Source organism: Janthinobacterium amylolyticum (assembly GCF_051380655.1).
Taxonomy (GTDB): domain Bacteria; phylum Pseudomonadota; class Gammaproteobacteria; order Burkholderiales; family Burkholderiaceae_D; genus Janthinobacterium.
This window is the reverse complement of the sequence record NZ_JBNYXL010000022.1, coordinates 1-20,526: the sequence shown is the minus strand read 5'-3', so window position 1 is coordinate 20,526 and position 20,526 is coordinate 1. Positions and strand designations below refer to the sequence as shown.

General features: G+C 60.1%; 19 protein-coding genes, 1 tRNA gene and 1 pseudogene. 12 read left to right on the top strand and 9 right to left on the bottom strand.

From position 1 onward, the window contains the following. From ACQ4WR_RS28060 to ACQ4WR_RS28045, 4 genes are all read left to right on the top strand, one after another. A partial coding sequence (locus ACQ4WR_RS28060; RefSeq protein ID WP_436491368.1) for an IS3 family transposase occupies nt 1-82 on the top strand: 82 nt, incomplete at its 5' end. A 149-nt stretch (nt 83-231) separates the two neighbouring features. Next, nucleotides 232-924 carry a hypothetical protein gene (locus ACQ4WR_RS28055; RefSeq protein WP_436491367.1) on the top strand — a complete coding sequence of 231 codons (693 nt, stop codon included), beginning with the start codon at nt 232-234 and terminating at the stop codon, nt 922-924. A 105-nt stretch (nt 925-1,029) separates the two neighbouring features. Continuing rightward, the gene (locus tag ACQ4WR_RS28050; protein WP_436491365.1) at nt 1,030-1,761 is read left to right on the top strand and encodes a BON domain-containing protein; all 732 of its coding nucleotides are present in this window, start codon (nt 1,030-1,032) and stop codon (nt 1,759-1,761) included. Between the two features lie 235 nt (nt 1,762-1,996). Then, nucleotides 1,997-3,289 (top strand): MFS transporter, encoded by a 1,293-nt coding sequence (locus ACQ4WR_RS28045; protein ID WP_436491363.1) that lies wholly within the window; start codon nt 1,997-1,999, stop codon nt 3,287-3,289. Between the two features lie 156 nt (nt 3,290-3,445). Here the strand turns inward: ACQ4WR_RS28045 and ACQ4WR_RS28040 are convergent, their stop codons facing one another. Continuing rightward, nucleotides 3,446-5,602 carry an alpha/beta hydrolase family protein gene (locus tag ACQ4WR_RS28040; RefSeq protein ID WP_102292664.1) on the bottom strand — a complete coding sequence of 719 codons (2,157 nt, stop codon included), beginning with the start codon at nt 5,600-5,602 and terminating at the stop codon, nt 3,446-3,448. Nucleotides 5,603-5,777: 175 nt separating this feature from the next. Here ACQ4WR_RS28040 and ACQ4WR_RS28035 point away from each other — a divergent pair, with 175 nt between their 5' ends. Continuing rightward, nucleotides 5,778-6,824 (top strand): lysozyme inhibitor LprI family protein, encoded by a 1,047-nt coding sequence (locus tag ACQ4WR_RS28035; RefSeq protein WP_436491361.1) that lies wholly within the window; start codon nt 5,778-5,780, stop codon nt 6,822-6,824. 39 nt (nt 6,825-6,863) lie between these two features. Further along, nucleotides 6,864-7,331, top strand: a complete 468-nt coding sequence (locus ACQ4WR_RS28030; protein ID WP_436491359.1) for a hypothetical protein — start codon at nt 6,864-6,866, stop codon at nt 7,329-7,331. A gap of 1 nt (nt 7,332) precedes the next feature. On the opposite strand, the gene ACQ4WR_RS28025 is transcribed toward ACQ4WR_RS28030, so the two are convergent. From ACQ4WR_RS28025 to ACQ4WR_RS28005, 5 genes are all read right to left on the bottom strand, one after another. Next, nucleotides 7,333-7,737 (bottom strand): hypothetical protein, encoded by a 405-nt coding sequence (locus ACQ4WR_RS28025; protein ID WP_102292661.1) that lies wholly within the window; start codon nt 7,735-7,737, stop codon nt 7,333-7,335. 103 nt (nt 7,738-7,840) lie between these two features. Further along, nucleotides 7,841-7,916, bottom strand: a tRNA-Lys gene (locus ACQ4WR_RS28020). 68 nt (nt 7,917-7,984) lie between these two features. Then, the gene (locus tag ACQ4WR_RS28015) at nt 7,985-9,742 is read right to left on the bottom strand and encodes a GspE/PulE family protein (protein WP_436491357.1); all 1,758 of its coding nucleotides are present in this window, start codon (nt 9,740-9,742) and stop codon (nt 7,985-7,987) included. 47 nt (nt 9,743-9,789) lie between these two features. Then, the gene (locus tag ACQ4WR_RS28010) at nt 9,790-10,578 is read right to left on the bottom strand and encodes a class I SAM-dependent methyltransferase (protein ID WP_102292659.1); all 789 of its coding nucleotides are present in this window, start codon (nt 10,576-10,578) and stop codon (nt 9,790-9,792) included. A gap of 222 nt (nt 10,579-10,800) precedes the next feature. After that, entirely contained in the window at nt 10,801-11,313 is a 513-nt protein-coding gene (locus ACQ4WR_RS28005; RefSeq protein WP_102292658.1) for a glycine zipper 2TM domain-containing protein, read from the bottom strand. Between the two features lie 401 nt (nt 11,314-11,714). Between ACQ4WR_RS28005 and ACQ4WR_RS28000 the strand changes: the two genes are divergently transcribed. The 5 genes from ACQ4WR_RS28000 to ACQ4WR_RS27980 all read left to right on the top strand — a co-directional run bounded on the left by ACQ4WR_RS28000 (nt 11,715) and on the right by ACQ4WR_RS27980 (nt 17,051). Beyond that, nucleotides 11,715-12,113: a barstar family protein gene (locus ACQ4WR_RS28000; RefSeq protein ID WP_086146799.1), complete on the top strand. Its 399-nt coding sequence runs from the start codon at nt 11,715-11,717 to the stop codon at nt 12,111-12,113. A gap of 156 nt (nt 12,114-12,269) precedes the next feature. Then, entirely contained in the window at nt 12,270-12,878 is a 609-nt protein-coding gene (gene purN / locus ACQ4WR_RS27995; RefSeq protein ID WP_102292657.1) for a phosphoribosylglycinamide formyltransferase, read from the top strand. A gap of 21 nt (nt 12,879-12,899) precedes the next feature. Next, the gene (locus ACQ4WR_RS27990) at nt 12,900-14,219 is read left to right on the top strand and encodes an RsmB/NOP family class I SAM-dependent RNA methyltransferase (RefSeq protein ID WP_102292656.1); all 1,320 of its coding nucleotides are present in this window, start codon (nt 12,900-12,902) and stop codon (nt 14,217-14,219) included. A gap of 131 nt (nt 14,220-14,350) precedes the next feature. Then, the gene (locus ACQ4WR_RS27985) at nt 14,351-15,709 is read left to right on the top strand and encodes a mechanosensitive ion channel family protein (protein ID WP_102292655.1); all 1,359 of its coding nucleotides are present in this window, start codon (nt 14,351-14,353) and stop codon (nt 15,707-15,709) included. A gap of 172 nt (nt 15,710-15,881) precedes the next feature. Beyond that, entirely contained in the window at nt 15,882-17,051 is a 1,170-nt protein-coding gene (locus ACQ4WR_RS27980) for a DesA family fatty acid desaturase (protein ID WP_436491354.1), read from the top strand. 142 nt (nt 17,052-17,193) lie between these two features. Here ACQ4WR_RS27980 and rpmG read toward each other — a convergent pair whose 3' ends face one another. From rpmG to ACQ4WR_RS27965, 3 genes and pseudogenes are all read right to left on the bottom strand, one after another. Next, a complete protein-coding gene (gene rpmG / locus ACQ4WR_RS27975) occupies nt 17,194-17,361 on the bottom strand; it encodes a 50S ribosomal protein L33 (RefSeq protein WP_010400929.1) in 168 nt (55 codons plus the stop codon). A 22-nt stretch (nt 17,362-17,383) separates the two neighbouring features. Continuing rightward, on the bottom strand, nt 17,384-17,620 hold the full coding sequence (gene rpmB / locus ACQ4WR_RS27970; protein ID WP_010400928.1) for a 50S ribosomal protein L28: 237 nt from the start codon (nt 17,618-17,620) through the stop codon (nt 17,384-17,386). A gap of 258 nt (nt 17,621-17,878) precedes the next feature. Beyond that, nucleotides 17,879-18,118: pseudogene (locus tag ACQ4WR_RS27965) on the bottom strand (JAB domain-containing protein); the annotation flags it as partial. A gap of 85 nt (nt 18,119-18,203) precedes the next feature. Here ACQ4WR_RS27965 and ACQ4WR_RS27960 point away from each other — a divergent pair. Further along, nucleotides 18,204-20,054: a recombinase family protein gene (locus ACQ4WR_RS27960; protein ID WP_436491352.1), complete on the top strand. Its 1,851-nt coding sequence runs from the start codon at nt 18,204-18,206 to the stop codon at nt 20,052-20,054. Nucleotides 20,055-20,526: the final 472 nt, after the last annotated feature.

Below are 20,526 nucleotides of genomic sequence, written 5' to 3'. Positions count from 1 at the left end.
CTACTATAATCACGATCGTATCAAGCTTAAGCTAAAAGGGCTGAGTCCCGTGCAATACAGAACTCAGCCCTGGGCAACCTAGCAAACTAAACCGTCCAACTATCTGGGGTCAGTTCAACGCACCGGTTTTTTTTCGTTTTTTTTCCTGAAAAGTTGCCAGTTTTTCCTTGTGGAAATATTTTGACCGCTTACTCTGCAGTAGCAACGTCCACTCTCTTGCCCGCCGATCCCATGTTGAAACTGCTCTCGCTGATGAGCCTGCTCATCGTTTTATTTCCTTTGCCCGCCGTGGCCGCCGCCAGTCTGACTGAACTGGAAACGCGCTGGCTGCAGGCGGGAAAGCCGGTCATCGAGTACGCGCGCGGTCAGGGCTTGCCCATCGATATCATCGTGCAGCCGCAGGAAGCGCCCGGCGCCGTGCCGCTGGCGCTGGGCTTTGACCAGGGGCGCTGCAAGCTGGTGCTGTCCCTGCGCGGCAATGCCATGGCTGAGTCCGTCCTGCAGGGCGTGCCGCCAGCGCGCCAGAGCGTGATGATCGAAGCGATGACAGCGCATGAGATCGGCCACTGCCAGCGTTATGCGCAGGGCGACTGGCATGCCTTGCCGCGCGGCTTTGTCGAACGCGGCAATGCACAGCGGGGTCAGCAGCAACAGCAGGCGCGGGAACTGCGCGAGACGCGCCGCGAGGAAGGCTATGCGGATCTGGTGGCACTGGCGTGGATGCATGCGCGGCGCCCCGGGCAATACCGCGAGGTGCTGGCGTGGATGAGGGCGCTACGTGCCGGCGGCGCGGCGACGGGCGGTACGCACGCCACCCAGGCATGGCTGGCGCTGGCGGAAGGTGAGCGTGCATTTGACGGGTCTGCTTCTTTATTTGAACAGGCGCAAGTTTTATGGCGGATGGGCTTGATCGGCGACAAATGAAGGTGGATTTTTTGCGCGGATGGCTTGCCAGCGTGTGCTGTCGCACGGAGCTTTGCGCGCGGCAGCGGTCTAATCTGGGCATCAACTAACCAGAGAGGAACCATCATGAACAAAATGATCGCACTCGTACTGGCCGCCAGTGCCAGCGCCCTGTTTGCCGCCACGCCCGCGTATGCGCAGGATGCCTCGTACAAGAGTTTGACGGACAAGGCCACCGCCGACTACAAGCAATCCAAGGCGGCCTGTGACAGCCAGAGCGGCAACGCAAAGAAAGTCTGCATGGAAGAAGCCAAGGTGGCGCGCGCCAAGGCCGATTCGGATGCCGTGGCCCAGTACCGCAACACGCCGCGCGAGCTGGGCAAGGCCCGCAAGGATGTGGCCAATGCCGAGTATGACCTGGCCAAGGCCAAGTGCGGCGACCGTACGGGCGCCGACAAGACCACGTGCATGAACGATGCCAAGGCAGCGAAAACGGCTTCCCTGGCCGACGCCAATACGGGCGCCCGGGATGGCACCAACGTGGCGCAGAACCCGCCTGCGACGACGAAGGAAAATTGCGATGCCATGGATGCGACTGCCAAGGCCGCCTGCATGACGCGCAACGCGGCCGGCAGCACCAAGGTGGCAGTGGAAGACTCCGTCATCACCACCAAGATCAAGGCCGATCTCGTCAAGGACAATGACCTGAAAGCCCTCGATGTGCACGTGGAAACCGTGAATGGCGTCGTCATGCTCAGCGGTTTCGTGCCGTCCCAGGCGCAAGTAAAGAAAGCCGCCGACCTGGCCCGTGGCGTGGAAGGCGTGACGGACGTGAAGAATGGCTTGAAGGTAAAGTAATGGTGAACTAGCGTCAGGATGGGCCAGGCCGCCGGGAGGGGGCATGCGTGTCAGTGAAACGCATGCCGATCACGCCGGGACTGGCCCATTTGCACGCTGTGCCGCCAGGACCGGAGCCGCGCCTTAGGACGTGGCGCCGGTTTTTTTTGATTGTATAAATTACGATCATAATATAACATGGGAAAAATCGCGCCTGCCGGTGCCGGTCGGTATTACTTTTTCTCACGAGGACAGCATGCTTTCGTATCCCTTTTCGCAATGGCTGGAGCGGCGCGGCATCCACTTTGCCTGGGTCATAGTCGCCATTACCTTCCTTACGGCGCTGACTTCGTCCGCCGCGCTGGGCTTGCCGGGGGCCTTGATGCAGCCCTTGAGCCGCGAGTTCGGCTGGGATGCCGAGCAGATTTCCTCGGCCCTGGCCGTGCGTTTCGTGCTGTTTGGCCTGATGGGCCCGTTTGCCGCCATCCTGATGGAGCGCTTCGGCTTGCGCAACGTCATCTGCGTGGCGCTGGGCCTGATCGCGGCGGGCATGCTGCTGGCCTCGCGCATGACGCAGTTCTGGCAGCTGGTGGCCCTGTGGGGCATCTTGCTGGGGCTGGGTTCGGGCATGACGGCGCTGGTGCTGAGCGCCGTGGTGGCCAACCGCTGGTTCGAGACGCACCGGGGCCTGGTGGTGGGCGTGCTGACGGCCAGCTCGGCCACGGGCCAGCTGCTGTTCCTGCCCGTGGGGGCCTGGCTGATTGAGCACTTCGGCTGGCGCACGGCCGTCATGCCCGTGTTTGCCAGCTGCGCCATCGTTGCCGTGCTGGCTTTCTTTTGCATGCGCAACCGTCCGCAGGACCTGGCCTTGCGCCCGTACGGCGCCGACCCGGCCACGCCTTTGACAGTGCCGCCGGCGGCAAAAATGACCTTTGCCACGCCCTTTTTGATCCTGCGCAGCGTGGCGGCGAACCGCACTTTCTGGATACTCTTCGGCACGTTTTTCATCTGCGGCCTGAGCACCAACGGCTTGATCCAGACACACTTCATCTCCCTGTGCGGCGATTCGGGCCTGTCCGCCGTGCCGGCCGCGTCCGTGCTGGCCATGATGGGCGCCTTCGACCTGTTCGGCACCATCCTGTCCGGCTGGCTGTCGGACCGCTATGACAACCGCAAGCTGCTGTTCTGGTACTACGGCTTGCGCGGACTGTCGCTGTTCTGGCTGCCGTATTCGGAGTTCACCCTGTACGGCCTGTCCCTGTTCGCCATGTTCTATGGCCTGGACTGGATTGCCACCGTGCCGCCGACCGTGAAACTGGTGGGCGCCACCTTCGGCAAGGAGCGCGCGGGCATGGTCTTCGGCTGGATTTTCGCCGGCCACCAGCTGGGCGCCGCCGTGGCCGCGTATGGCGCGGGCCGCATCCGCACCCTGATGCTGACCTACAACCCGGCCCTGTTCGCGGCCGGCGCCGCCTGCCTGGTGGCCGCCCTGCTGGTGCTGCTGATCCAGCGCCAGAAGGCGGCCGCGCCCTCCGTGCAAGCGGCATGAAAAAAGCCAGGCCCGCATGAGCGGAGCCTGGCTTTTCATTTTTTCAAGATTTCAAGAACGCCTCAGAACACGTTCAGGGCAAGGCGCATTGCCGAAGGCAGTACGAATAGTACGACTAGGCAATGCAACGCCGCCATGGACTGTTCTGTGGTGTTCTTATTTTAAGTATTTAGCCAGCCAGCCCTCAACCTCGCTGTAGAAGAAACGGCTGTTCTCGCCCTTCAGGATCCAGTGGTTTTCGTCCGGGAACACCAGCAGTTTCGCCGGCACGTTCAGGCGCTGCTGCACGGCAAAGTTCATCAGCGCATTGTTGGCCGGCACGCGGTAGTCGAGCTCGCCCACGGTGATCAGGATAGGCGTGGTAAAGCCCGTGCCTTTTTCATGATTGCCCGCTTGCATGACGGGGCTTTGATCGCGCCACACGGGCAGGTTCGACCAGACTGGGCCGCCTGCATTCGTTTCACGGCCGAAGCCCCCATCGCTGGTGCCCCATTGCATGATCAGGTCCATTTCGCCCGCATGCGAGACGATGGCCTTGTAGCGCGTGGTGGTTGCCTGCAGCCAGTTGGCCAGGTGGCCGCCATAGCTGGCGCCGCCGGCCGCCAGCTTCGTGCTGTCGATGAAGGGATATTTCTTGATGGCTTCATCGACACCCTGGTTGACTTCATCACCCGGGCCCTTCAAGGGATCGAACTGGATCGAGCGCGAGAATTCCTCGCCATAGCCGGTGGAACCCTTGTAATCGGTCAGCAGCACGACATAGCCTGGCTTGGCCAGCAAATGGTAGTTCCAGCGCAGCACGAACTGGTCGCGCCACATGCTGGCCGCGCCGCCATGGATGACGGTAAACAGCGGATATTTCTTGTTCGGATCAAAGTTTGCCGGCTTGACGAGCATGTTATGGATCTGGCGGCCATCGGCCGTGGTGAACCAGAAGTGCTCGGGCGCCTGCCAGTCGATCTTGCTGGCCTTGTCCGTGTTGAAGGCCGTCAGGCGCTTCGGCTGCTTGCCGTTGAAGGCATAGATTTCCGGCGGGTTGATGCTCGACTCCCACACGCCCACCAGGGCCTTGCCGCCGCTGCTCAGCGAGCCGATGCTGCCCGTTGGCAAGGATGGCTCGTCGCGCACCTCGCCGCCTTTGGTATCGATCGAGTACAGCTTTTCCAGGCCCGCATGCTCATAGCTGAAGATGACGCGCTTGCCGCCTTCCGGCAGCACGTAGCGCGAAATCGAGCGGTCCAGCTTGGCCGTCAGGATGGTCGGTGCGGGGTTGGCGATCGGCCAGGCGAAACTGGCCAGGCGCTTCACGTCATACACCTTGCCCGGCGTTTCCGCGTCGCTGAGGGCGAACAGGGTCTTGCCGTCGGCGGCAAATTTCAGGCTGCCATAGCTGTGCTTGTCTTGTGTCAGACGCTGCGCTTCGCCGCCCGCCACGGGCAGCAAATACAGCTGCGAGTAGACGGCTTCGCGCTGGGCCGCATCGCGGTTGGTGGCCGCGTTGAAAACGACGGCCTTGCCATCCGGCGTCCAGATGGCGTCCAGCGATTGCCCTTCATCGCCCTGGCCGCCGCCAAAGCCCGGCAGGGCGGCCAGTTGCGTGCCCGACAGGATGTCGCGTGGCTTGGCATCGGCTTGCGCATCGACGACGAACAGGCGTACCTGCTTGTCGGTCAGCCATTTGTCGAAGTAGCGCGGCGCCGTCGTTTCATAGGAACGGGCGCTGTACTTGCGGTCCTTGCGTTCCTTCGCGCTTTGCTTGACGTCGGCTTCCGTCTTGTTGCCAGGATAGATGTCGCTGATGAACAGCAGCTGCTTGCCGTCCGGGCTCCATTTCGGCATGCGCGCGCCCATGGTCAGCGAGGTCAGGCGTTGTGCTTCGCCGCCAGCGGCCACGTCGAGGCGGTAGATCTGGCCCGCATCATCGCCGTCGCGTTTGGCAACGAAGACCAGCTGGCGGCTGTCCGGCGACCAGGCCACGGCGCTTTCGCCGCCCTTGGTCGAGGTCAGGCGGCGTGCGGGACTGTCGTCGCCAAGCGACTTGATCCACAGGTCCGACCATTGATCCTTGCTGTCGTAGGCGCTGTCGACCACGGAAAACACGGCCCACTTTCCATCCGGGCTGGCGACGGGCGCGCCGACCCGTTTCATCAGCCACACGTCTTCATGCGTGATGGCGTGTTTGGCGTTGGCTTGTGTGGCGGCAACTGGCGATGCCGGCGTGGTATCGGCGGCGTGGACGGTCGTTGCCAGCGAGGCGCAGGCCGCTGCGATCAGCAGGGAGCCGAGGGAACGGCGAAGACGGGGTAAGGTCATGGGCGTGGTCCGGAGAATTAAAAAGAGTACAGCGGGCAACATTATTGCCCATGCTTTCCCGCGCTGCCAAGGCCATGAACCGTTACTTACCGGACGCGACGGCCACGTATCGGGCGGGCGCGGCCTGGCTGATCAGTTAAACTTGTTCTTTTACTGACACTGGCGCCGGCCAACCATGAAAATTAGTCTATCTTTATTGAAAACGCTCTTGCTGGGCGCGAGCTGCCTGCTGGCCGCCCCGGTTGTCGCCGCTGCGGCTGCGCCCTACCCGAACACCAGCGCCATGGGCGTGGGCCACGCGGAAAGCACGGCCTGGTATGCGGGCTGCCTGAAGGTCAAGGACGCCGCGCCGCCACCGGCCGACCTGCCGGCGCCGTCTGCCGCTGCTGCCTTGCAGCAATGTTCGGCGACGGACCTGTATTACGATACCAAGAGTATGTCCTCGCCCAAGCCGGCCGACTGGCGTCCCGTGCGCCATTGCGCCATGGCTACGCAGAACAGCGCCGTGCTGATGATGTTGTACCAGAACGGACTGGGCGTGCAGAAAGACCCGCTGCTGGCGCTGAAGTACGCGTGCAGCATCGATGCGGCGCCGGCCGAGATGCAGGGCCGCATCGAGCACCTGCAGCAGATCAATGCCAGCGGACGCGGCATGATCGACCTGTGCGACGACATCACCAGTGGCTACATGATGGGCGTATGCAGCGCCATCGAAGCACGGCAAAAGCAGCGCGTGCGGGCGCACACGACGGGCAAGCTCAGCGAAGGCTGGCCTGCGGCGGCGCAAGCGTCGCTGCAAAAACTGCAGGCGGCGGCAAGCAAGTTTGCCGATGCGCGCGCGGCCCATGAAACGGACTTGAGCGGCACGGCGCGCGCCGCCCTGAGCATCGCCGCCCGCACGGCCGAGCTCGATCTGCTGGCGCAGGACTTGCGCGAGTACGAGGCGGGCAAGCTGCCTGCCAGCATGACGAAGGAGCAGGCGGCGGCGCTCGACAAGGAGCTCAATGCCATCTACGGCAAGCTCATGAAGAAGCCGGCGGAAACCTATGCGGGCGCCGTCAGCAAGGACGGCATCCGCGCCACCCAGCGCCTGTGGCTGGCGTACCGCGATGCCTGGATGAATTTCGGCGCCGTGCGCTATCCATCCGTGACCAGCGAGACCTGGGCCGGCCGGCTGACGGCGCGGCGCAATGTGCAATTGCAAGATTTGCTGGGGAACTGAAGCATGCGGGAAGCGTACTACCACGAAGATGATTTTTGCATGATCGAACTGTTGCCGTTGGATAATCTACAGCACTGTTTGACGCAGATGGGCGAACAGCAGGCCTTTGCCGATGCGCACCGCAGCGGCGCCGGCTGGACGCAGATGTTCGTGCCCGAGGCGCCGCCGTCGCAGATGCGCGCGCTGGGTCTTACTGCCGATCAGCTGCGGCTGGCGCTGGCCGGCAGCTTGCCGCCCTACGATGCCGTCTACACGGGCTACAGCAGTTACCGCGTGGAATGCAAGAATGTGCTGGCCTTTGGCGGCGAGAAGACGGAAACGCTGTTCGCCGGCCTGGACGACGAGGGCATGGTGTGCGACCTGTGGTGCAGCGATGGGATGCCTGAACTGTTGCTGCTGCCGCTGAAAGAACAGTTGCTGCTGGCCGACTGGGGCGCGGGGTTTGCGTGTCCGCTGGCCGATGGCGACCTGTTCGCCGCCTATCTGCGCGAATACGAACTCGGCTGATTTATTCGCAGGCGATGGCGTTCGGCTGCGCCACCTTGACCACCGATTGCAGGCGCGCCATGTCGTTGCCATCGCCTTGCTCCAGATACGGCTGATAGGTATCGATGATGATGCGCGCCCGTGCCTGCCAGCCGCAATTGTCTTCCTGGCGCGGGGGCACGCGCAGCAGCCGGCGCGCCTCGGCATCGTTGCTGAAACAAAACCACGCATCGTGCGTGGCGGCAGGGCGGGGCAAGCGGCCCCACTGCGCCTTGTCGGGCGCAAAGCAGACCCGGTTGCCGATCAGTTCCAGGCTCATCTCGTCCGTTCGCTGGGTGTACATGCCATCGAGCACGATGGGCGGTTGCGGCTGTGCCTGGGCAGACAGGCTGGCGCTGGCAAGCAGCAAGGTGGCGGCAAGTTTCATGCGTTTCTTTCAGGGCTGGCAAGACGAACAGCCAGTATAACCGCGGGGTGGGAAACGAAAAAAGCCCATCCGTGAGGATGGGCTTTTTAGTACTGCGCATTCGTGGTAGGCCGTGCGGGATTCGAACCTGCGACCAACGGATTAAAAGTCCGCTGCTCTACCAGCTGAGCTAACGACCCGAAAGAGGCCGCATTATATATCAGTTGAAAAAGAATGCAAAGCCTTCCTGCAAGAAAGTAATGACGCGTCAATGCAGGTCTGCCGTGAGCTTCAGCACTTCGTCGATGCTGGTGGTGCCGTCGATGACTTGCTGCGCGCCGGCGAGGCGCAGGGGCATCATGCCGTCGAGGATGCTTTGCCGGCGCAGCGCGTGCAGGTCGGCGCCGGATTTGACCAGCGCGCTGAACGCCGGTGTCACGGCCAGCAATTCGTAGATGCCGGCGCGGCCACGGTAGCCGCTGTGCCGACACAGGGCGCAGCCGACGGGACGGTAGATGGCGCCGGGGCGCGCCAGCTGGCCGCTTGTCAGGCTGTGCCATTGCGCTTCGCCTGGTGGCGCGTCGGGCTGCTTGCAGTCGGGACACAGGCAGCGCAGCAGGCGCTGCGCCAGCACGCCGGCCAGGCACGCCTCCAGCAGATAGGCGGGGATGCCCAGTTCCAGCAGGCGCATGACGGCGGACGGCGCGTCATTCGTATGCAGGGTCGACAGCACCAGATGCCCGGTCAAGGCCGCCTGGATGGCCATCTCGGCCGTGGCCAGGTCGCGGATTTCGCCCACCATGATGATGTCGGGATCTTGCCGCATCAGCGCCCGCACGCCGTCGGCAAACGACAGTTCCAGGCCGGCCTGGCTTTGCACCTGCATCTGGTTGAAGGCCGGCTCGACCATTTCAATCGGGTCTTCCACCGTGCACACATTGACGGTGCTGCCGGCCAGTGCTTTCAGGGTGCTGTACAGGGTGGTGGTCTTGCCCGAGCCGGTCGGGCCTGTCACCAGCACGATGCCATGCGTGCGCGCCGTCAACTGTTGCCAGCGCTGCGCGTCGGCGGGCGGAAAACCCAGGTCCGCCAGGCTTTTGATGGCGATCTCGGGATCGAAGATGCGCATGACGAGCTTTTCGCCAAAGGCCGTCGGCAGGGTCGACAGGCGCAGCTCGATTTCCTGGCCCTGCGCATTGCGCGTCTTGATGCGGCCATCCTGCGGGCGGCGCTTTTCCACCACGTCCATGCGCCCCAGCAATTTGATGCGCGCCGTCATGGCCAGCAGCACCACGGGCGGCACCTGGTAGGCCTGGTGCAGCTGGCCGTCGATGCGCAGGCGCACCAGGCCAGCATCGCGCTTCGGTTCCAGGTGGATGTCCGAGGCGCGCTGGGCGAATGCGTATTGCCACAGCCAGTCGACGATGCGCACGACGTGCTGGTCGTTGGCATCCAGGCTGGTCTTGTTGCGTCCCAGTTCCACCAGTTGCTCGACATTGTGGCGCAGCGCCAGGTCTTGCGTGGAAGCCAGCCTGGCCACCTTGACGGAACTGGCCAGGCTGAAAAACTGCGTGATGGCGTCGGCGATATGCCGGGGGTTGGCGATGACGAGGCTGAGCTTGCGCGGCGCCACGCTGCCCAGCTCCGCCTGCCAATCGAGCGCATACGGCTGCGCCGTGGCAATGACGATGCGCTCTGGCGTGCATTCCACGGGCAGGATGTTGAAACGGGCCGCATAGCCGGCCGTCATCACGTCGGCCACCTGGCTGAAATCGATATGCAGCGGGTCGATGCGCACATACGCCAGCCTGGTCCTCTGTGCCAGCCAGGCGCACAGGGCATCGAGCGTGAGTGCGGGATGGACGACGTGGCACAGCGGATGCAGGGCGGGGGCGGGCAGCAGGGCGGCCTGGGCGAGGGTGGCGGCCGCTTGCGCGGCGTCGAGCATGCCGTCTTCCTGCAGCCAGGCCAGCAGTTGCGGCAAGTCCAGCGTGGTGCCGGCTGGAGGCGGGAAGGGGGAGGGCATGGCCGGGGCCTTTCAGGGCTGCCGGCCTTGCATGGGCGTACCGGCGCTTACAGCGTGCTGGCGATGCCCTTGACCCAGCTCTTCGCGGGCAGCTTGGTGTCGGCGACTATCTGCCTGGCGCGCTCGAGCAGGGCAGCTTGTGCCTCGGCATCGAGCGGCACCCTGGTCTTGAAGGCGATTGCCACCACGTTCCCATCATGGACTTCCGGCAGGCAGATCACCTGTTCAAACGCAAACTTCATCGCCTTGATGTTCTTGGCGTAGCTGGGATGGTCGCCAAACAGGTTGACCGTCATGATGCCGTGCGGCGCCAGGCAGGCGCAGCAGGCAGCGTAGAACTCGGCACTGTCGAGCACGGGGCCGCGCGCCGTGGCGTCATACAAGTCCACTTGCAGGGCGTCCAGGGTGCCATGGTTGGCGTCGTCGTTGACGTAGTCGAGCGCATCCATTTCGCGCACGTGCAGGCGCTCGTCGTTGGGCGGCAGCTTGAACATCGAGGCGCAGATGGTGATGACGGAAGGATTGAGTTCGATGGCCTCGACCTGTGCTTGCGGAAACTGGCGGTAGCAGAACTTGGTCAGCGCGGCCGTGCCCAGGCCCAGCTGGGCGATGCGCTGCGGTTCCCGTATCCACAACATCCACGCCATCATCTGCTGCGCGTATTCCAGCTCCGGCCAGTCCGGCTTGCGGATGCGCATGGCGCCCTGCACCCATTCCGTGCCGAAATGCAGATAGCGCACGCCATCCATTTCCGACAGGGTGACGGGGGCGTAGCGGGGTTTGCGCGCCGGGCGCGAGGATTCGACTTGTTCGATGGATTTTCGTTTGATAAGCATAAGGCGGCCTGAAAGTGTGGCGCATTATAGCCCGTGGTTGAGCGCCATAAAAAATGCCGGCTCCATGAGAAAGACATGGGGCCGGCATTTTAGTGCTGAGCAACGACGCTTGGCAGAAGCGTCGCGAGCAGAAGGCAGAGGTGGCCGAGAAGCGCAACCGTACCAGAGTACGGTGAGCCTCGCAGGCCGCCTGTGCCGACGCGCAGCAGCTTATGTCAGGCGTTACTGTTGAGCTGGCTCGATCGAGACGCGCAGGCGGATGCGTTCGCCTGGATCGTAGGACATGATGCTCGTGTAGTTGCGGCCGCGGTAGTCATACGTGACCTGGTAGCCCGTGTTGCGCGATTCCCAATGGTCGACCTGGCGGCATTGCTTGACGGCTTGTTCCTGCACGCCGCCCTGGTAGTTGTTCTGGTTGTCGACGCGGTCGCCAACGACGGCGCCGGCAATCGCACCGGCTGCCGCGGCAGCCGTGCGGCCGTTGCCGCTACCGACCTGGCTGCCGAGCAGGGCGCCGGCGATACCGCCGACGATGGAGCCGCCCGCGCTGCGCTGCTGTGGCGGTGCCTGGACTTGCACGTATTCCGTACGGCATTCCTGGCGTGGACGGTTGATCTGTTCCACCTGTGGCACGACGCGCACGACCTTGCCGAAATCTTCAAAGTCGGCGGCCTGGGCGAGTGGCAAAGCACCGATACAAAGGGCTGACATCATCAATTTGGCTTGCAAGTTCATTTTGTAACCTCGTTATCTAGAGAATCTTTCAGGGTATTTTTTACAACTTGGGACTATAGTAATCCCGCTGGACTTTGGCTTGTGTTTCGCCTGGCAACAAAATGTAACAGCCAAGGACCCTTGCCCCACAGTCTGTAACATGCACTTTCAATCGATACACGATGTTGAATGACTTGAAAGGGGTGGTTTGTAACAAATCTTGCGTTTGACATCATATTCGGGTTGATTCATGCAGGACAACACGTTACCCTAATACGCGTATGGCTTATATAAAATCGCACTGAATCGCATAAAAGTTGATACAGATCGAATCACCGCGTGCGCATTGACCCGCGTGCGGGGATGTAATAAGAAGAGCAGCTAGAAGAGATCCATACATAACAGGTCGATTTGAGGGAAAAATGAGTTTGTTACTAACCGTGCCGCCCAACCTTGTCCAGTCCATCCGTGCCTTTCGCGTGACCGAATTACAAGACGAGGCGATCCGTCTCGGGCAGCACTTTTTATATGCGCATTGCAACGCTGGACAGACCAAACAACAAGTCATCGGCATTATTGCAGAAGCATTCCTGTTTCCAAAAAATCTGGCGAAGAATTTTGATGCGTTGCGCCTGTGCCTGACCGATACCATGTTCAAGGCCGGTCCGCAGACGGGTTTCCTGGTGGTGCTCGAGCAATTGCCAAATACGCAAAAATTCGACAAGGAAGCGCGCGAGATCCTGCTCGACGTGTTCCGCGATGCGGCCGACTACTGGGCCGAGAAGAAAGTGCCGTTCCGCGTCTTCTATTCGTTCGAGTAAATACTTACTCTCGTTAAGCTAGCGTAAAAACAGCCGTTCGCCAGCGTGGCGGGCGGCATTGCCCGGTGGTGGCCGCTGCCGCGCAGCCATGTTGCGCCGCAACAATAATGCCGGCCTTTCTTGGTTCACATCGCCATAGCGGGTACAATGCGCGCTATGAAAAATATCGTTATCCTCATTTCCGGACGCGGCAGCAACATGGAAGCGGTCGTGCGCGCGGCGCAAGCCGAGCAATGGCCTGCCCGTATTGCCGCCGTCATCAGTAACCGGGCCGATGCCCAGGGACTGGTGTTTGCCGCGGAACACGGGATAGCGACCGCAATCGTTGCCAACAAGGATTATGCCAGCCGTGAACAGTTCGATGCGGCGCTGCAAGCCGTGATCGACGGTTTTGCCCCCGACCTGGTGGTACTGGCCGGTTTCATGCGCATCCTGACGCCGCCCTTCGTCGAGCATTACGCTGGGCGCATGCTGAATATCCACCCGTCGCTGCTGCCGCTGTTCCCGGGCATGGCGACGCACCGCCAGGCGCTCGAGGCGGGTGTGACGGAACACGGCGCGACCGTGCATTTCGTGACTGCCGAGCTTGACCATGGTCCGGCCGTGGCAAGCGCCACCGTCCCCGTCTTGCCGGGCGACACAGAAGACAGCTTATCGGCGCGCGTGCTGGTACAGGAACATCTGCTTTACCCGCGCGCCATCCGCCTGTTCATTGACGATAAACTGTCAGTCGAGCATGGCCAGGTCCGCGTGGACCCTCAATAAAATATTACAGGAAAAATAACAATGAGATTGCCACCAGCGATACTTGCCAATGCTGAAGAAGTATTGCGCGAAATTTTACGTTTCACGGCCCCGGCCGACACCACCCTGTCGCGCTATTTCCGCGACCATCCGCGCCTCGGTTCGCGCGAGCGCGGCGCCATCGCCGAAGGCATTTATGCCGTGCTGCGCAACAAATCGTTCTTCACGGACTTCGCCGAAGCGGGCAGTGGCCCGACCATGCGCCGCCTGACCATCCTCGGCCTGGCCGAAGCGGTGGGCGCCGATTCGCTGGGCGGCCTGACGGAAGAAGAAGTGGAATGGCTGGAACGCATCACGCAGATCGACCGCAGCCTGATGCCGTCCAACATGCGCGCCAACATGCCGACCTGGCTGTTCGACAAGCTGATCGCCCAGTTCGGCGAAGCGGAAACCATGAAGCTGGCCGATGCGCTGAACGCGCCGGCGCCGCTGGACCTGCGCGTCAATTCGCTCAAGGCCACGCGTGACGACGTGATGCTGGCCCTAGCTGAAGCGCCGATCCTCAGCACGCCGACGCCGTATGCGCCGCTGGGCTTGCGCGTCATCAAGAAGCCATCGTTGCAAAACCTGCCCCTGTTCCAGAGCGGCGCCATCGAAGTGCAAGATGAAGGCAGCCAGATCCTGTCGCAGATCGTCGGCGCCAAGCGCGGCGAGATGGTGGTCGATTTCTGCGCCGGCGCGGGCGGCAAGACGCTGGCACTGGGCGCGCTGATGCGCAACACGGGCCGTTTGTATGCGTTCGACGTGTCGGAAAAACGCCTGGCCAAGCTGAAGCCGCGCATGGCCCGCAGCGGCCTGTCGAACGTGCATCCGGTGCAGATCGCGCATGAGCGCGATGCCAAGATCAAGCGCCTGGCCGGCAAGATCGACCGCGTGCTGGTCGATGCCCCATGCAGCGGCCTGGGCACCCTGCGCCGCAATCCGGACGTGAAGTGGCGCCAGCAGCCGAACTCGATCGTCGAGCTGCAAGCCAAGCAGGCAGCCATCCTGGCCGGCGCGGCGCGCCTGGTCAAGGGCGGCGGCCGCCTGGTGTACGCCACCTGCAGCTTCCTGAACGAAGAAAACGATTTTATCGCCGAGCAATTCCTGGCCGCCCATCCGGACTTCACCCTGGTGCCGATGAATAAGGTGCTGGCCGAGCAGAAGATCGAGCTGGAAATGGGCGACTACCTGAAATTGCTGCCGCACCTGCACCAGACGGACGGCTTCTTTGCCGCCGTGTTCGAGCGCAAGGTCATGCCGAAAAAAGTCTACGCCGATGAAAAGCCGGCCGACGACGTTGACGCTGAACAAGCCGAGTAAGTCGACACGGGCCGCCGCTGCGCCTTGCAGCGGTGGCCATGCAATGCCGCCGGCCCGCCTGGCGGCATGGGATTACTTCCCATCCGTACCATCTTCGTCCCACCTGTCTCACCTTCCGGACCGCATCCGCCATGAATGAAACCCCACTGCTGAACCTGATCACTGACTTTGTCGACGATTTCCGCCAACCGGCCATCCTGTGGCAGGCGCTGGTCATCGTCGCCTGCCTGGCCCTGAGCTGGCTGCTGGTGCGGCAGTTGCGCGAATTCCTGCACAAGCGGGCGGAAGCGGCGACCACGCCGGCGAATCCGGAAACCCTGCAGCGCACGGACAGCTTCATCCGCATCCTGACGCCTGTGCTGGCGGCCATGCTGCTGGGCATTGCGCAACACTTTCTGGCCAAGTTCCAATCGGTAAACCTGCTGAGTATTGCCATTCCCCTGTGCACCTCGATGGCGCTGGTGCGCTTCGGTTTTTATGTGCTGCGCCGCATCTTTGCCCGTCATGGCGAGGTCAGTCCCACGATGTTGCTGCTGGAAAAAATCTTCACGGTCGTGGTGTGGGCCGGCATGGCCATGTACATCACGGGCTTGTGGCCGGAATTGCATGCATTCCTGGAAGGTATCATCGTGCCGCTGGGGCGCAACAAGGTTTCCGTCGCCGCCATCCTGCAAGCGGCCATCTCGGTGGCCGTGCTGCTGGTACTGGCCATGTGGGCCGGCACGTCGCTCGACGAGCGCCTGATGAAAATGCAGGGCTTGCACACCTCCTTGCGCGTGGTGCTGTCGCGCATGGGCCGCGCCGTGCTGATCCTCGTTTCCGTGCTCGTCAGCCTGTCGCTGGTGGGCATCGACTTGACGGTGCTGTCCGTGTTTGGCGGCGCCTTCGGCGTGGCGCTGGGCTTCGGCCTGCAAAAGATCGCCGCGAACTTCGTCTCCGGCTTCATCATCCTGCTCGACCGCAGCCTGACCATCGGCGACATGATTACGGTTGGTCAGTTTACGGGCAAAGTCACGCAGATCAATACGCGCTATACTGTGTTATTGGGTGGCGACGGCGTTGAATCCATCGTGCCGAATGAAATGCTGATTTCCGGCGGCGTGCAGAACATGTCGCTGAGCAACCGCATGGTGTGGCTGTCGACCACCGTGTCGGTGGCGTATGAAACCGATCTCGATGCCATCTTCCCCTTGCTGGAAGCGGCCACGGCCAAGGTGCCGCGCGTGTCGCAAAGCAATCCGCCATCCGTCACGCTCGTGCGTTTCGGCGCCGACGGCCTGGATCTGCAGATCGGTTTCTGGATCGCGGACCCGGAAAATGGCACGGGCGGCGTGAAGTCGAATGTGAACCGCGCCATTTGGCGCACCTTGCAGGAACATCAGGTCTCTGTACCTTTCCCGCAACGTGAATTGCGTATTGTAGGTACGCCTCCTGCACCGCTCATCAGTGCTGCAGATGGTGATTCCGCGCCTTCCGGCACGCAGCCTTAACCTCGCTGCCCGCCTCCGTTTTTGCCTGACCGCACCCATTAGGGCGTACAATCACGCCTAAAATTAACTCTGCCGGACCTCCAGAACGACTGGAGCGACCGTGCGCATGCCCTGTCCACTTGGAGTAGTAGTAATGACATTGAGTTCCGTTTTACACGACGTTTTGCAGTTCATGGCCACTGGCATTACCGATCTGTCCGCATGGCAAGTGTTTCTGTACACCATGGTGGTCACGCACATCACGATCGCCAGCGTCACGATTTACCTGCACCGCCACCAGGCCCACCGCGCGCTGGAATTGCATGCGATTCCCAGCCATTTCTTCCGTTTCTGGCTGTGGCTGACGACGGGCCAGGTCACCAAGGAGTGGGCTGCCATCCATCGCAAGCATCACGCCAAGTGCGATACGGAAGAAGATCCGCACAGCCCCGTGACGCGCGGCATCAAGAAAGTCTTCTGGGAAGGCGCCGAGCTGTACCGCGCAGAATCGAAGAACATGGAAACCTTGGCCAAGTATGGCCACGGCACGCCAACGGACTGGATCGAGCGCCACCTGTACACCAAGTACAGCTGGCTAGGCGTGGTGATCCTCTTCTTCGTGAACTTTGCCTTGTTCGGCGTGATCGGCATTTCCGTGTGGGCCGTGCAAATGATGTGGATACCGATTACGGCGGCCGGCATCATCAACGGCATTGGCCACTACTGGGGTTACCGCAACTACGATTGCACCGATGCCGCTACCAACATCATTCCCTTCGGCATCCTGATCGGTGGCGAAGAGCTGCACAACAACCACCATACGTATGCGACGTCGGCCAAGCTGTCGTCGAAATGGTATGAAATCGATATCGGCTGGGCGTATATCCGTGCGCTGGAAATGCTGGGCCTGGCCAAGGTGAAAAAGCTGGCGCCGGCACCGAAGTTCTCGCACGGCAAGCTGGAAGCGGACTTCGAGACCTTGCAATCGGTGATCGCCAACCGCTATGACGTGATGGCCAAGTATGCGAAATCGATCAAGCATGCCTGGAAGGAAGAGTTGGAACACCTGAAGCACAAGGCCGAGCTGGAAAAGCGCTTCCTGAAATCGTCGCGCAAGCTGATGCAGCGCGAGCCGGGCAAGCTGGCCGATGCACACCACGAGCAGCTGTCGGAATTGTTCCAGCACAGCAAGGCACTGGAAACCATGCACCACATGCGCGTGGAACTGGGCGCCATCTGGGAACGTTCGCACTTTACGCGCGAGCAATTGCTGCAGAAGCTGCAAGACTGGTGCACGCGCGCCGAAGCGTCGGGCATCAAGTCGCTGCAAGACTTTTCACTGCGCCTGCGCAGCTACGCATAAACAGCGTTACCGCCACGCGCAAGGCCTTGGTTTCCAGGGCCTTTTTTTCGTCCGTATACAACAGGCGAGGGCGCAGGCGTAAAAATCAGGACGAAAAAAAACCGCTCATCGGAGCGGCTCTTTTTACAGAACACAATATCAATTACTTGATCTTGGTTTCTTTGTACGTTACGTGCTTGCGTGCTTTAGGATCAAATTTCATGATCTCCATTTTCGCAGGCGTCGTACGCTTGTTTTTGGTGGTCGTGTAGAAGTGACCCGTACCGGCGGTCGATTCTAACTTGATTTTGTCGCGGCCTGATTTTGCCATGATAGCTCCCTTATTCTGCTAATTAGACTTTTTCGCCACGAGCGCGCATATCGACCAATACGGCGTCGATGCCGACTTTATCGATGACGCGCAGACCGGCGTTGGACAAACGCAGGGAGACCCAGCGGTTTTCAGATTCAACAAAAATACGACGATTCTGCAAGTTAGGCAAAAAACGACGTTTGGTTTTGTTGTTTGCATGGGAAACATTGTTGCCGACCATCGGCTTCTTCCCAGTGACTTGGCAAACACGTGCCATGGCGCACTCCTTAAAGATATTCCAAATTGGAAAAACGAGAGTATATCCAAAATAAGCCGATTTATCAATGACTTGCGAAAAACAATTGTGTCATGTTGTTGTGATTTAATTTAACAATTGGACTTTTGCCCATCTTCATAGGGGAAAACACTTGTAAACAGCCTTGTTTACTGCTAGACAAGACTCTTGACGATGTCACGTATGTCCTTGTTTACACATGGTTAACTGTATATTTGCCGCTGCCGGGCCGCCGCTGCGCTAGATCTGGCCGTGCTCGGCAAACGAATGTACTTGCCGCCCGGCCACGACGAAATGGTCGAGTATGCGCACGTCCACCAGCGACAAGGCCTGTACCAGCGCGCGCGTGAGTAATAAATCCGATTCGCTGGGCTCGGGCGTGCCGGACGGGTGGTTATGCGCCAGCATGACGCTGGCCGCGTTGTGCAGCAGCGCCTGCTTGACCACTTCGCGTGGATAGACGCTGGTGTGGGAGTCCGTACACTAACTTCAATATAAAGTTTCCTTTACTAAACAAAGGTAGTTTTTGCAATATTTTTAGGGAGAGGGACTTTGTGTCGGATTTGTGCCGGGTGAAATCAGCTATACCTACTACCTCAACAACTTTCTAGCGAAAATGACTATCGTTCTCGAACAACCCCAAGGCACCGATCAACCGCGTGTTCTCAGTTATATCCGATTCAGCTCCGCCAAGCAGGGCAAGGGTACCAGCGTTGAACGGCAGCAAGAGATGGCCCGGGAGTGGTGCAAGCAAAAGGGATGGAAACTTGACGAGTCTTTGAAGTTTCGCGATGAAGGCGTTTCTGCATTTTCGGGCGCGAACGCGCAAACCGGGGATTTGGCCAAGTTACAGCACATGCTTGCTACCGGCGAAATTGTTCCTGGCACCCATCTTATTGTTGAAGCCTTTGACCGCATCACGCGGCAAGGCTTGCAGCCGGCGATTGCTTTGACGATGTCGCTCATCAATAGTGGACTGGTTATCGTTACTCTTAACGATGGTAAGGTCTGGGACAAAAACGCGATGAGCGATCTGCCGTCGTTCATGATGAGCGTGATCACGCTTTACCGGGGCCATGACGAGTCGAATCAGAAGTCCCGGCGGCTGCGGAAGACCTTCAAGATTCATCGCGATAAAGGTTCTCAACAAGCCTTCGGGACGGCGCCAGGTTGGTTGTCGCGCGATTCGAAGTTTTCTCCTTGGATAGTAGACAAAGAGAAGGCCGAGAGCGTCCGCCGGGTGTTCGAACTGGCCGCCAAGGGCTTGGGGCAGAAAGCAATCGCCAAGATCGCAAACGAAGAAAAGTGGCCGGTTCCTACCCGCCTTGGTCTCACTGGAAAACGCTGGCATGCTCAAATGGCCGGTCAGCTTCTTCGCAACCGGGCGGTCGTAGGAGAGCATCAGCATCGAATTACAACCTACGAGGCCCGGGAGCAAAACTGGCGTGGTTTAGCGGTTGGTGAGCCGATCAAGCGCTATTACGACCCAATTGTGTCCGAAGAATTGTGGCGCGCAGCACGGGCCTCGATTAATGGACGAACCGTTGCGAAGCGGCGTGATGTCCACTATTACAACATTTTCTCTGGCCTGATGTACTGTGGCTGCTGCGGTGCCCCGATCCAGAGAAAAAATGGAGCGAAAGGTTACAGCCGCGCGCAACTTAGTTGTGCAGATCGGATTGCCGGGCTCACTACGTGCGCGACGATGTCGGCCAAAAACGCAGATGGGCCGCTTCTTCAAGCGCTCTATGAGCACTCGCATGAAAGCTTGCGTGATGAAGGTGCCCACCGAAAAAGCGAGGAGATTGCAGCCTTGGAGCATGCGATCAAGGAAAATCGTGAACAAACTGAGCGTATTTCTGATGCAATTGCGGCAAGCGGCGGGCGCATAACGGCGTTCGTCAACAAGTCTATCCGTCTGCAGGACGAGTTTGAGAAACTTAGCGTTCGATTGGAGGCTCTCCAGGCGGAAGAGGCAGCGAAAGGTGAGGGGGTCTTCGATGAGTCGTTTGTTGAGGATACATTGAGTTATTTATATCTCGCGGACGATGACCAAGCCAAGGAAAAGCGTGCTCAGTTGAATGTCAGGCTGGCACGGTTAGTTGAGACCATCTGGATTTTCGGTTACGACTGTGCGTTTATTAAATATAAAAATGATAATCTTGTTCACGTTGTTCCACTCCCGGGCAAGCTACTCCCGTCCAGGGCCAATCCGGCCGCGAGGTACCACGTGAAGCCAAAGGACCGGGATGAGCCGTTCAAGCCGATCTGGAACAAGCATTTTGTTGAAGGGGTGGCTTTGCCTGAGCCACGTCGACCGAAGCCATTGAAATGGCGGGCAAGCGGTCTTGTAGCGCCTATTTACGATAACGATGACGAACTGGAGGAGGATATGCCCTCAAACAGCATTCGATAGTAAGACACTGTCTACAGAGGTTGGCCGGCGGGATTGCCGGCCGAGCCAGCCAAGAAGGCCGCAGTACGCTTAAGGTAGGGCTTGGTGGCCGGAAAGCTTCTCTTGATTCAACGATGCTGCCACCTTTGCTCTGCTTTAAGGAGCTCCGCTATAGCCATTAACTTCCAAATACGAAATACGAGGAAATATTTCAAAATGGAAATAATACATAAAGAACATCATGATCGATCCTGTTAAGTTTCCAAAATTTCGCGTTATCGAAGGCGGGAAATCCTCTAGCAATGCTGGAGAATGTCAATTTACCAACAATTATTTTCATTCACCTGGTAATTCTCCGTCCGCGCTGGAGTCGAATTGTAGTGGTCAACCCATCCCGGACACTATATTAAGTTTTTCTTCGACGACGGCCGGTGCCAGTCCCTGGTTGAACTGATGCGGCCGTATCCAGTTATACCGGTGCATCAGGTAATGG